We start from the raw sequence: 12,438 nt of genomic DNA, 5'->3' as shown, positions 1-12,438 counted from the left end.
GCTTGTTGGAAAAAATTTCGTTCCACTCTTGTTCTTGTGGAACAAACGCGGTACACCGCTTGGCAGTTGAAGAGTCGATCGCGGCTCTGGAATTGCGAAAGGGGTGATGTCATGGCGGCCAATCTGAAGCTCGTAGAAGGAAAGCAAGTGGACGCAGACCGTCAGAAGGCACTCGATGCCGCCCTCGCGCAAATCGATCGCGCGTTCGGCAAGGGTTCGGCGATGAAGCTGGGCCAGAAGGAAGCGATGAATGTGGAGGTCATCTCCACCGGTTCGCTGGGACTTGATATCGCGCTCGGTGTGGGCGGCCTGCCCAAGGGCCGCGTGATCGAGGTCTACGGCCCCGAAAGCTCGGGCAAGACCACGCTGGCGCTGCACGTTATTGCCGAAGCGCAGAAGAATGGCGGCACTGCTGCCTTCGTCGACGCCGAACATGCGCTCGACCCGGTCTACGCCAAGAAGCTCGGCGTCGACATCGACGAACTGATTGTGTCGCAGCCCGACACGGGTGAGCAGGCGCTGGAGATTACCGACACGCTGGTGCGTTCGAATGCGATCGACGTTCTCGTGGTCGACTCGGTCGCGGCGCTGGTACCGCGTGCGGAAATCGAAGGCGAGATGGGCGACAGCCACGTCGGCCTTCAGGCTCGTCTCATGTCGCAGTCGCTGCGCAAGCTGACCGGCTCGATCAACCGTTCCAAGTGCATGGTGATCTTCATCAACCAGCTGCGCATGAAGATCGGCGTGATGTACGGCAATCCCGAGACGACCACGGGCGGCAACGCGCTCAAGTTCTACGCCTCGGTCCGCCTCGACATCCGTCGCACCGGCCAGATCAAGGATCGCGACGATATCATCGGCAACACCACCCGCGTGAAGGTCGTGAAGAACAAGGTCGCTCCGCCGTTCAAGCAGGTCGAATTCGACATCATGTACGGCGAAGGCATTTCGAAGATCGGCGAGATCCTCGACCTCGGCGTGAAGGCCGGAGTGGTCGAGAAGTCGGGTAGCTGGTTCAGCTACGACAGCGTCCGCATCGGCCAGGGCCGTGAGAACGCCAAGACCTTCCTGAAGGAAAATCCAGAGATGTGCGCCAAGTTGGAAGCCGCGATCCGCGGCCGCACCGACGAGGTGGCCGAGGAGATGATGACCGGTCCGGACGCGGACGAGGACTGATTCCCCTCAAGCGGGAGCGCCCCGGTCCTCCTCCCCCGGACCGGAGCCTCAGCCGGACTGTCCCCCGGTGCTCCCGAATGAACGGAAAGCCGGTGTGCGCCGCCCCCATGGCCGCACCGGCTTTTCCGTTTCCGGCGCTGGCAGGAGCGCTGGAGCTCACCTAGTGTGCCCCCCGAATCGTCCGACGTGGGCCGATCGATAAGGAGAGCTCGATGACGATAAGGGTCCATCACCTCAACAACAGCAGGTCGCAGCGAATTCTCTGGCTGCTCGAGGAACTCGGCGCCGATTACGAGATCGTGCACTACCAGCGCGATGCGGTGACCAACCTCGCGCCGCCCGAACTGAAGGGTCCGCACGAACTCGGCAAATCGCCGCTCATCGAAGACGACGGCTTCCGTGTCGCCGAGAGCGGGGCGATCATCCAGTACCTTTGCGAGCGTCATGGAGGGGGCGGCTGGCTTCCGGCTGTCGATACGGAGGACCATGTCCGGCACCTCGAATGGATGCAGTTCGGCGAGAGCAGCTTCTTCGTGCCGGTCATGCTCAACATCATGGCTGGTCGGCTGGGGGAAGCTGCGGCTCCGATCATGCCGCGTATCCAGGAGCAATTCGCCGCCCATGTCGACTTCATGGAGACTGGCTTGAATGACTCGCTCCATTTCGTCGGCAACGACTGGACGGCCGCCGATGTCCTGATGAGCTTCCCGGCCGAGATTGCGGTGATGCAGGGTTTGGGAGAAAGGGCACCGAAGTCGGCGGCCTTTGTCGAAGCCATTCATGCGCGGCCCGCGTGGCAGCGTGCACGTGAGAGAGGCGGGCCCTATTTCGGTTGGTAAGGGGGCGGCCTGCCACGGTCTTGCAAATCGCCTCGCACGGTCACACAAGGCGCGCAATCCGCGCTTCGGGGCGCACCAATTGACGGCACGGAAATCCGGATGAAGATTGCAGTTTTCGGGCTCGGCTATGTCGGGCTGTCCAATGCGATAATGTTGTCGCAGCATAACGAAGTCGTCGGTTGCGACATTTCGGAAGATCGCGTTGCCTTGCTGGCTGAAAGGCGCTCGCCCATCCAGGACGCGCTCGTCGAAGAATACCTGCTCCGCGACGATCTCGACCTGCGCTTCACGACCGATTTTGCCGATGCGATTTCGGGTGCGGAATTTGCCGTGGTCGCCGTGCCGACCAACTACGATGTCGAGAGCAACTTCTTCGACACATCGGCTGTCGACAGCGTCATCGAGGGTGTTCTCGCCGCTAACGAGACTACTGTGATCGTCGTCAAGTCTACCGTCCCGGTCGGTTACGTTCGCCACGCACGCGAGAAGTTCTCGACCGACCGTGTGATCTTCAGCCCCGAATTCCTTCGCGAGGGCAAGGCGCTCTACGATAACCTGCACCCCTCGCGCATCATCGTCGGCGAGAGGTCTGAGCGTGCACAGCGGTTTGCCGACCTGTTGCTGCAGCCCGCGCTCGATGATGACGTAACGGTCCTGCTTACCGATGCCGACGAGGCAGAGGCAATCAAGCTGTTCGCCAATACCTATCTCGCCATGCGCGTTGCCTTCTTCAACGAACTCGACAGCTATGCGCTCTCGCGAGGTCTCGATACCCGCCAGATCATCGAAGGCGTCGGTCTCGATCCGCGGATCGGCAGCCACTACAACAACCCCTCGTTCGGCTACGGCGGTTACTGCCTGCCCAAGGACACCAAGCAGCTGCTCGCCAATTACTCCGAGGTTCCGCAGAACCTGATCCGCGCGATCGTCGATGCGAATCAGACCCGCAAGGATTACCTCGCGGACCAGATCATCGCCATGCATCCACGCAAGGTCGGCGTCTTCCGCCTGGTGATGAAGGCCGGTTCGGACAATTTCCGCCAGTCCTCGATCCAGGGAATCATGAAGCGCGTGAAGGCCAAGGGTATCGAGGTGATCGTGTACGAACCCGTGATGCAGGAAGATCACTTCTTCGGCAGCCGGGTCGAGCGCGACCTCGCGAAATTCAAGGCCGAGGTCGACGTCATCGTCGCAAATCGTCTCGATCCCGAACTGGAAGACGTTCGCGACAAGGTTTTCACGCGCGACCTGTTCGGCGCCGACTGATGAGCGAACCGCGCACCGCGCTGGTCACCGGCTCGGCGGGCTTTATCGGCTACCACACCTGTCGCCGACTGCTGGCCGACGGATTTCGCGTTGTTGGCGTGGATTCGCTGTCCGATTACTACGACCCTGAGCTGAAGCACCGTCGCCAGGCTGGCCTGTTGCAGAACCAGAAGTTCGCGGCGATCAACGAGCCGATCGAGACGCCAGGCCTGCTGCTGGACCTGTTCGAAGAGCACCGGCCCGATGTGGTCATCCACCTCGCCGCGCAGGCGGGGGTCCGCTATTCGATCGATAATCCGCGCAGCTACCTCGAGAGCAATCTGGTCGGCACGTTCGAACTGCTCGAGGCTGCACGCGCGTATCCGCCGCAGCACATGCTGCTCGCCTCCACGTCCTCGGCATACGGCGCGAATACCGAGATGCCTTATCGCGAGACGATGCGGACCGATCACCAGATGTCCTTCTACGCCGCCACGAAGAAGGCGACCGAGTCGATGGCGCACAGCTATGCGCACCTGTTCGACCTGCCGGTGACGATGTTCCGATTCTTCACCGTCTACGGTCCGTGGGGACGCCCGGACATGGCGCTCTTCAAGTTTACCAGAGCGATGCTTCAGGGTGAGCCGATCGACGTGTACAATCACGGCGAGATGATGCGCGACTTCACCTATATCGACGACCTTGTGGAGGCGATCCGCAGGCTGGTCGATGCGGCTCCGGTGCGTCCCGCTTCCCCAGAGGACATTGCGGAAGGCGATAGCCTGTCCCCGGTCGCACCATGGCGGGTGGTCAACATCGGCAATTCGCAGCCGGAGCAGCTTGGCGACATGATCGCGGCCGTTGAAGAAGCTTTGGGTATAGAGGCGAAGCGTAATCTCATGCCGATGCAGGCAGGCGACGTGCCAGCCACGTGGGCGGACGCGGATTTGTTGCGTTCGCTGACCGGGTATGTTCCGTCGACCCATATCCGCGAGGGGGTTCGCAAATTCGTCGATTGGTACCGCGACTACTACCGGGAGTGACCGCATGACCGACCACAGGGACTGGACCGGTAAGGTCGGCTCGATCTGGGCGCAGGAATGGCGCCGAACCGACCGCAGCTTTCGTGAACTGACCCCCATCCTGCTCGGTGCGATCGAAGGTCAGAGCTTCTCCTCGGTTGTCGATATTGGCTGCGGAGCCGGTGAAATCGCCTGTGCTCTTGCCGCTGATCATCCCGAAGTCCCGGTGACGGGCGTCGACATCGCGCCCGAACTGCTCGACGTGGCGCGTGAAAGGGGTGAGCGGCTCGCCAACCTCCGGTTTGTCCTTGGCGACGCAGCAGCAATCGAGATCGCAAGTTCTCCACCTATCGACCTGCTGGTCTCGCGACACGGCGTGATGTTCTTCAAGGATCCGGTCGCCGCCTTCGGCCATTTGCGCGGGCAGGTCGCACCGGGTTCGGCTCTGGTGTTTTCCTGTTTTCGCGAAAGGACCGAGAATTTCTGGGTCGAGGAAACCCTGTCTGCTCTACCGGTGATGCCGCCGGCTGCCGACCCCAACGAGCCTGGGCCCTTCGCCTTCGGTGACAGGAACAGGGTCGAGACAATCCTTTCCACCTCTGGCTGGACGGACATTGCCTTTCACCCAATCGACTACCGCATGACCTTCGGCGAGGGCGAGGATGCTGTCGGGGACGCACGCGATTACCTGACACGGGTCGGGCCGACGGCGACGCCGATTGCACAATTGGAGGGCCCCGAAAGGGCGGCAACTCTCGCCCGTCTCGCCGACATCCTTGCCAAGCACGCCGCTCAGGGTATCGTTTCTCTTCCAGCTGCTGCCTGGATAGTTATCGCCCAGTCACCCGGCTGATCGCCCACACGGCACAGTCTGACCGTCCTTTCCGGCTTGTCGGCGCTTGAGCGATTGCCTAACTGCGCCCTCATGACTTCGACCAACGACATTCGCCGCAGTTTCCTCGATTATTTCGCGTCCAATTACCACGCGGAAATCGCCAGCGCGCCGCTCGTGCCCTTCAGCGATCCGACGCTGATGTTCGTGAATGCCGGCATGGTCCCGTTCAAGAACGCCTTCACGGGGCTCGAAACCCCGCCCGCGCCGCGCGCGACCAGCTCGCAGAAGTGCGTCCGCGCCGGGGGCAAGCACAACGATCTCGACAATGTCGGCTACACCGCGCGGCATCACACCTTCTTCGAGATGCTGGGTAATTTCAGCTTCGGCGACTACTTCAAGGAGCAGGCGATCCACCATGCGTGGACCCTGCTGACCAAGGAGTGGGGTCTCGATGCGAACCGGCTGACCGCGACCGTGTATCACACGGACGACGAGGCCTTCGACCTGTGGAAGAAAATTGCCGGTCTGCCTGAAGAACGGATCATCCGCATCCCGACCAAGGACAATTTCTGGGCCATGGGTTCGGACGGTCCCTGCGGTCCGTGTTCGGAAATATTCTACGACCACGGCGAGCATATCTGGGGCGGCCCTCCGGGATCGCCGGAAGAGGATGGCGATCGCTTCGTCGAGATCTGGAACCTCGTCTTCATGCAGTTCCAGCAGGAGGCCGACGAGATCGTTGCCGACCTGCCCAAGCCGAGCATCGACACGGGCATGGGGATCGAGCGTATCGCCGCAGTGATGCAGGGCGTGCACGACAACTACGATACCGACACGTTCAAGGCGTTGATCGGTGCGAGCGAGAGCCTCACCGGCGTTAAGGCCGAAGGCGCACAGCAGGCGAGCCATCGCGTCATTGCCGATCACCTGCGCTCGACCAGCTTCCTTTTGGCCGACGGCGTACTGCCGTCCAACGAAGGCCGCGGTTACGTCCTGCGCCGCATCATGCGTCGCGCCATGCGCCATGCGCACCTGCTCGGCGCAAGCGAGCCGCTGATGCACCGCCTCGTGCCTGCTCTGGTGACCGAGATGGGCCAAGCCTATCCTGAGCTCGTCCGCGGCCAGGCGCTGATCCAGGAAGTGCTCGAGCGCGAGGAAACCCAGTTCCGCCGCACGCTCCAGAACGGCCTCAAGCTGCTCGACGAAGCGACCGCCGACATGGGCGAGGGCGGCACGCTTCCCGGCGAAACCGCATTCAAGCTCTACGACACCTACGGCTTCCCTTACGACCTGACCGAGGATGCACTGCGCAACCGTGGCATCGGCGTCGACAAGGATGGGTTCGACGAGGCGATGGCGCAGCAGAAGGCTGCCGCACGCGCCGCGTGGAAGGGTTCGGGCGAGGCAGCGAGCGAGGAAATCTGGTTCGACATCGCCGAACGCGAAGGCTCGACCGAGTTCACCGGCTATAGCTCGACCACGGGCGAGGCTGCAGTTGTCGCCATCGTGAAGGATGGCAAGGAAGTGCAGTCTGCCGCCGCGGGTGACGAGGTCGTCATCCTGACCAACCAGACGCCCTTCTACGGCGAAAGCGGTGGCCAGACGGGCGACGCCGGACGCATCTGGACGCCCGAGGGTCTGGAGATTGCGGTCAGCACGACCAACAAGCCGCTTGGCCGTCTTCATGCCCATGTCGGCAAGGTTGCAAAGGGCTCGGTCAAGGTAGGCGATGCCGTCCACCTCGTTATTGACGCCGACCGGCGCGACCGCATCCGCGCGAACCACTCGGCGACCCATCTTGTCCACGCCGCACTGCGCAACCGCCTGGGCGGGCACGTGACGCAGAAGGGATCGCTGGTGGCGGACGACCGCTTCCGGTTCGACTTCTCGCACCCCAAGCCGCTGTCTGAAGAGGACATTGCGGCGGTCGAAGCTGAAGTGAACGCCGAAATCCGCGCCAATGAGTCGGTCGGCACGCGCCTGATGACTCCGGACGATGCCGTTGCCGCAGGCGCGCTCGCTCTGTTCGGCGAGAAGTACGGCGACGAGGTTCGTGTGCTCTCGATGGGCCGCAAGGGCGGCGAAGGTCGTAACTACTCGGTCGAACTGTGCGGCGGCACCCACGTTCGCGCGACCGGCGATATTGGCGTCTTCAAGATCGTTTCGGAAAGCGCCGTCAGCTCGGGCGTGCGGCGCATCGAGGCCATGACTGGCGAGGCGGCTCGCCAGTGGCTGGTCGCACGCGACGAGGCAGTGCGTGCAATCGCCAGCGCTCTCAAGACTTCGCCCGACGAGGCGCCTGCTCGCGTCTCCGCGCTAGTCGAGGAACGTCGTCGCCTCGAAAAGGAACTTGCGGAAGCGAAGCGTGCACTTGCGCTCGGCGGAGGCGGCGGAGCAGGAGATTCCGGCTCTGCCGACGAGGATATTGGCGGTGTGACCTTTTCCGGTCAGGTTATCGAAGGCCTCGATCCGCGCGAACTGCGTCCGCTGCTCGACGATGCCAAGAAGCGCATGGGCTCCGGCATCGCCGCTGTCTGCGCCGTCAACGAGGGCAAGGGTGCCTTCGCTGTCGCCGTTACGGACGACCTGACCGGCCGGTTCAGCGCGGTCGATCTCGTTCGTATCGGCGTCGAAGCACTGGGCGGAAAGGGCGGTGGCGGTCGCCCTGACATGGCACAGGGCGGTGGCCCCGACGGCTCGAAGGCGGCAGATGCGATCGCGGCGGTCAAGGATGCCCTGGCTAAGGCACCCGCCTAAGCTGCTGCGTCGGCCGTGCTCGACCTGAGCTTGGGCTTGTAGTCGAGCGCGCCTTCCTCCTCGATCTGGGCGCGGAATTCGTCGCGCTTTTCGTGGATCGAGGCAATCACCGGCCCCATGGCGACGCCGATGTCGACCAGCACCGCTTCCGAAAGCTGGAGCGAGCTTTCGAGTGTCTCCGGCACTGCGTGACTTGCGCCGGCGCGGTAGAGCGCTGCGGCATGTTCCACGTCGCGCGCGCGGCACACGATCAGCAGGTCGGGGTGTTCGTTCCTCAGCTTGGTGACAAGCCGTTGGACAAGAACCGGTTCATCCATGGTCAGCACGACCGCAACGGCATGATCGATACCAAGCCGGGTCATCGCATCCCCCCGTGCAGCATCACCAAACACCGCGCGATAGCCTTCGCGCTTGGCGCTCTCGATCAGGTCGGGATCGGCATCTAGTGCGACATAGGGTTTCTTGTGGGCGGACAGCATCTGCGCGACGAGAAGACCGACGCGCCCTGCGCCGACGATGATGACGCGAGCTTCGCCTTCGTCCTCGGGCGGCAATTCCGGCACCGGTTCGACCCTTCTCGCGATGACCCGGCCAAGCAGGGCCAGAAGGGGGGTGACGGTCAGGCCGACCGCAGTGACGATTTGCCAGAACTGCGCGGTGCCGGGCTGGATGAGTAGCGCCGAACTTGCTGCGGCAAGCACGATCAGGGTGGTTTCGGACGGGCTTGCCATGAGGATGCCGGTTTCAGCGGCGGTGCTACGGCGTGCACCCATGAGGCGCAGGAGGATTCCGGTCACCAGAGCCTTGAACAGAAGGATGGTCACTACTGCTGCAATGATGGTGCCGAGGTTCTCCCAGATTGTTGCGACGTCAATGCTCATGCCGACGGTGATCAGGAAAATGCCGAGTGCAAGCCCTTTGAACGGGTCCATGATGGCCTCGACCTCACCATGGTATTCGGTCTCGGCAATCAGCAGCCCTGCGATCAGCGCACCCACGATTGGTGACAATCCCACCGCAGCCGTGGCCAAGCTCGAACCGATTACTACCAGCATCGATGCGGCTAGGAACAGTTCGGGGCTCTTGGTTCGCGCTGCCTGACCGAAGAGGCGCGGAAGGGCGAAGCGTCCCAGCACCATCATAGCCGCGATGACGAGCCCCCCCTGCCACAGCGTCGTGAGCAGGCCTTCCCACCCTTCAGCGTCGGCATTGGGGGCTATCGCACCCAGGACAAAGATAATCGGGACGATCATGATGTCTTCGAACAGCAGCATCGAAAGCGCTGCGCGTCCTACCGGCGAGCTGGTTCCCGAAATGGGCAACACGATCGCAGTCGAAGAGAATGCCAGCGCGAAGCCCAGAGCCAGCGCGCCGGTCCAATACTGGCCCATCATCGACAGGAACGTCGCCGCGCAGGTTCCTATTACCAGCAGTTCGAGCGCGCCCAATCCGAACACCAGCCTGCGCATTTCCCACAGACGGTTGAAGCTCAATTCCAGGCCGATGGTGAACAGGAGCAGGATAATCCCGAACTCTGCATAGATCTCGAGTGAGTCGGGATCGGATATCGTAATGTGGTTGAGCCAAGGATGCTCGAAAACCAGCCGGCCGAGCCCATAGGGGCCGACAAGGATGCCGATCAGGATGAAGCCAATGACTGGCGTTATCCGGAAACGCGTGAAAACGGGGATGACGAGCCCTGCCGCGCCAAGAATGACGAGCGCGTCGGACAGGGCGGGGGAGGCAAGTTCGGCTGAGGCCATGGGAACTTGGTCTAGGCGGCTGCCCGGCCAAAGTCACCACATGGAGCGAACCCATCCATAGCTGAAGCAGAGGCGCGCAGCCGGATGCCGCGCGCATCCACCCCTTCGGGCTTCCCTAGAAGAACAGTTCCCCGGTCGGCAGTGCGTGGTTGTCTGCGACGTGCGGGGCGAGGATGCCTTCGCCAAGGCCATTGGGGACATCGCTGGATGTCAGGCCTGTGTCGAACGCCTTGGCGATGTCGCCGGCGGGCTCCGCGCCTGCCGGGAACCAGCCTGCCCAGGTGGAGGGGGCGAAGCCGTTGGCGGTGAGGTAGTCGATCACCTGCTGCTGGCTCTGGTAGTTGGCATAGCGGATGTTGCCGTCGGCATGCATGTAGGCATGGAGGTACGCCGTCCCGTCGGTCAGCGCGAAATAGACCTCCTGCAGCCCGTCGCCATCGTAGTCGTCGGCTCCCAGCACGCGGTTGATGTTCTCGATCTGGAGATCGTTCTGGAAGCGTCGCTGGCTGTCGTTGGCCGAGCCTGCGACGACCTGGCCCGCGGCAACCAGCGGATCGATGTAGATGCCGGCAACGCGCGTCTCGCCGGCCCAGCCATGGTCGGCGAAGTAGACGAGGCCGTCGGGTGCGGTGCCGACAGTGGCGAAGCGGCCGATGGTGCGGTTGACGAGGATCTGGTCGACATCGCCGTCGCCGTTGACGTCGGCGCTGCCGATACGCAGCCATCCGCCATTGCCGCCCAGCGCATTGCCGTCGAAGTCGCGGATGTTGTTCATCGCGGACTGGTAGACGCTGCGGTCGGCGGTGTTGAAGTTGACCGAGACGCCGGTGCCGGGAAGCAGGCGCAGCGTGGCATTGTCGAACTGGAGATACTCGACATTGCGCAGCGTGTCGGTCCCATCGGGCCCAGTGACCTGGAAAACACCGGTCGAGGTCTGGGTCACCGTATATGCCGACTGCAAACCGCGAACCACCGCTGTGTCCACGTTCGATCCGCCGTCAATCGAATCATTGCCGCCAAGACCGGTGAGGATGTTGCTCTCGCTCGAACCGATCAGGGTGTTGGCCACGAAATTGCCGGTGGCGTTGAATGCACCCTCCATGATGACGAGGGTTTCCACGGAGCTCGCGATCACCGCGTCGAAGCCATAAACTCGCATGGTGTCGTTGCCGCCGGTTGCGGTCTCGATGATCTCGTCACCGAAATGGTCGACGACATAAATATCATCGCCATTGCCACCTTCGAGCCGGTCGGCGCCGGTTCCGCCATCGAGGAGGTCGTTGCCATCGCCGCCGAACAACCAATCGATACCGGCATCCCCGTAAAGTGAGTCGTTGCCGTTTTCACCGTAGATATCGTCATCGCCGCCGCGGCCACGGAGCAAGTCGTTACCGTCGAAGCCGAGCAGCAGATTATTGCCACCGTCTCCGTACAGGGTGTCATTGTAAAGCGAACCACTCAGACCTTCGATTTCGGCCAGCGTATCGCTGCCTGCCCCGCCGGTGGCCTGCGCAGTCGTTATCGCAAGGTCCACAGTGACGCCCGAGGGGGCATCTTCGTAGCTTGCAATATCGAGCCCGGTTCCTCCGAAGAGGTTATCGTTGCCTGCACCGCCAATCAGCCAGTCGTCCCCGGCCAGGCCGTAGATCGTATCTGCGCCTCCACGCCCATTGATGATGTCGTCACCAGGCGTACCGTTCAGCGTGTCTGGCCCCTCAGTGCCGAGATCCGGCAGGTCGATGGTCGCGTGGACGATGCCCTGAGCTGTGTTGTAGTAGAACCCTTCTCCGTCGGCGGAGACCACGATTTCGGCTCCCCAATGAAGGGTGGCGAAATTTACGCCGGATACGGAGACGCTGCCAACGAGAGCGTAATTGTAGGCGTCGACGACCACGACAGCCTGGTTCTGGCCATCAAGGAAGAAAATGCGCTGTCCGTCAGGGCTGAACGCCACACCTTGGGCATAGCCGAGCGACGGATAGATGCTGGACAGGTCGCCAACATATTGCATCGTGCCGGTATACAGGTGCGCGCCGCCACCGGTGACGATGATGATACGGTCATCCGCAGTGACGCCGGACGCAGCTTCGATCCCCTCGGCGTAGCCATAGACGTTGTTCTCGTAGATGCCGTTGCTGGCCGTGCTCGAGCCGTTCGGAGCGATGAGGAAATATTCGGCGGACGACAATCCCAACTGGCCAAGCAGGACGACATTGGAATCGGGTATGGTCAGCAGCGACGCCGCAGAGCCGAGACCTGCATAATAGCTACCGCTCAGAGTTCTGCTGCCATCAGCAAGTTCGACGGTCGACAATGGTGCCCAGCCGCTCCACCCGGGAAGGATGTTCTGCGACACCTGCAGGGTATCCGCGTCGCTCCAGGTGACGTCGGAGAAGGTGTAGTCGCTTCCGGTTACCGTATAGGTGTAGGCAGTGGCGGAAAACGTCCCCAGATCGACGACGTAGAGGCTCACATCGGCGGTATTGCTGGTCCAGTTCTGCGTCTGCTGGACGTTCTCGGCAATTTCTTCGACGATTGCGAGGTGCGACCCGTCAGGGGATAGAGAGATGGCACCAAGATCACTGCCCAGCTGTACCTGGTAGAGGAGGGCGCCGGTCTGTGAATCATAGACCCGAAGGTAACCGTCGTTCCCCGCAACATAGATGATGGTTCCATCGGCGCTGAGGGTCCAGTCCTCGTCGCCCTGGGTCGAGATTAGTGTGGCTGGCATCGGCTGATTTCCACTCGTTTCGGGCCCTGTGCGGACCTATGTTATTTTCTACGGGCAGCGATCACCGTGC

8 protein-coding genes are annotated in these 12,438 nt (G+C 62.3%); 6 read left to right on the top strand and 2 right to left on the bottom strand.

The window, feature by feature from the left end; all coding sequences use genetic code 11:
• Positions 1-111: 111 nt before the first annotated feature.
• From recA to alaS, 6 genes are all read left to right on the top strand, one after another.
• The gene (gene recA, locus IRL76_RS07425) at positions 112-1,176 is read left to right on the top strand and encodes a recombinase RecA (RefSeq protein WP_200980755.1); all 1,065 of its coding nucleotides are present in this window, start codon (positions 112-114) and stop codon (positions 1,174-1,176) included.
• A gap of 212 nt (positions 1,177-1,388) precedes the next feature.
• Positions 1,389-2,015, top strand: a complete 627-nt coding sequence (locus IRL76_RS07420) for a glutathione S-transferase family protein (RefSeq protein WP_200980754.1) — start codon at positions 1,389-1,391, stop codon at positions 2,013-2,015.
• Between the two features lie 99 nt (positions 2,016-2,114).
• On the top strand, positions 2,115-3,281 hold the full coding sequence (locus IRL76_RS07415; RefSeq protein WP_200980753.1) for a nucleotide sugar dehydrogenase: 1,167 nt from the start codon (positions 2,115-2,117) through the stop codon (positions 3,279-3,281).
• Positions 3,281-4,303, top strand: coding sequence for an NAD-dependent epimerase/dehydratase family protein (locus tag IRL76_RS07410; protein WP_200980752.1), 1,023 nt, complete (start codon positions 3,281-3,283; stop codon positions 4,301-4,303). The genes IRL76_RS07415 and IRL76_RS07410 overlap by 1 nt, the downstream gene beginning before the upstream one ends.
• A gap of 4 nt (positions 4,304-4,307) precedes the next feature.
• Positions 4,308-5,135, top strand: coding sequence for a class I SAM-dependent methyltransferase (locus IRL76_RS07405; RefSeq protein WP_200980751.1), 828 nt, complete (start codon positions 4,308-4,310; stop codon positions 5,133-5,135).
• A 72-nt stretch (positions 5,136-5,207) separates the two neighbouring features.
• Positions 5,208-7,874 carry an alanine--tRNA ligase gene (alaS, locus tag IRL76_RS07400; protein WP_200980750.1) on the top strand — a complete coding sequence of 889 codons (2,667 nt, stop codon included), beginning with the start codon at positions 5,208-5,210 and terminating at the stop codon, positions 7,872-7,874.
• Here alaS and IRL76_RS07395 read toward each other — a convergent pair.
• Both IRL76_RS07395 and IRL76_RS07390 read right to left on the bottom strand, forming a co-directional pair.
• Complete coding sequence (locus IRL76_RS07395) at positions 7,871-9,637, bottom strand: cation:proton antiporter domain-containing protein (RefSeq protein WP_200980749.1); 1,767 nt, start codon at positions 9,635-9,637, stop codon at positions 7,871-7,873. The genes alaS and IRL76_RS07395 overlap by 4 nt on opposite strands.
• A gap of 115 nt (positions 9,638-9,752) precedes the next feature.
• Positions 9,753-12,368, bottom strand: coding sequence for a calcium-binding protein (locus tag IRL76_RS07390; RefSeq protein WP_200980748.1), 2,616 nt, complete (start codon positions 12,366-12,368; stop codon positions 9,753-9,755).
• Positions 12,369-12,438 lie beyond the last annotated feature (70 nt).

The organism is Qipengyuania soli, assembly GCF_015529805.1.
In the GTDB taxonomy this organism is placed as follows: domain Bacteria; phylum Pseudomonadota; class Alphaproteobacteria; order Sphingomonadales; family Sphingomonadaceae; genus Qipengyuania; species Qipengyuania soli.
This window is presented reverse-complemented; position numbering and strand designations above follow the sequence as displayed.

What these genes read in the sequence shown, in the direction of transcription:
- IRL76_RS07415 (WP_200980753.1), top strand. Translation starts at nt 2,115, where the DNA reads ATGAAGATTGCAGTTTTCGGGCTCGGCTATGTCGGGCTGTCCAATGCG.
- IRL76_RS07410 (WP_200980752.1), top strand. Translation starts at nt 3,281, where the DNA reads ATGAGCGAACCGCGCACCGCGCTGGTCACCGGCTCGGCGGGCTTTATC.
- alaS (WP_200980750.1), top strand. Translation starts at nt 5,208, where the DNA reads ATGACTTCGACCAACGACATTCGCCGCAGTTTCCTCGATTATTTCGCG.
- IRL76_RS07390 (WP_200980748.1), bottom strand. Translation starts at nt 12,368, where the DNA reads ATGCCAGCCACACTAATCTCGACCCAGGGCGACGAGGACTGGACCCTC.
- IRL76_RS07405 (WP_200980751.1), top strand. Translation starts at nt 4,308, where the DNA reads ATGACCGACCACAGGGACTGGACCGGTAAGGTCGGCTCGATCTGGGCG.
- recA (WP_200980755.1), top strand. Translation starts at nt 112, where the DNA reads ATGGCGGCCAATCTGAAGCTCGTAGAAGGAAAGCAAGTGGACGCAGAC.
- IRL76_RS07420 (WP_200980754.1), top strand. Translation starts at nt 1,389, where the DNA reads ATGACGATAAGGGTCCATCACCTCAACAACAGCAGGTCGCAGCGAATT.
- IRL76_RS07395 (WP_200980749.1), bottom strand. Translation starts at nt 9,637, where the DNA reads ATGGCCTCAGCCGAACTTGCCTCCCCCGCCCTGTCCGACGCGCTCGTC.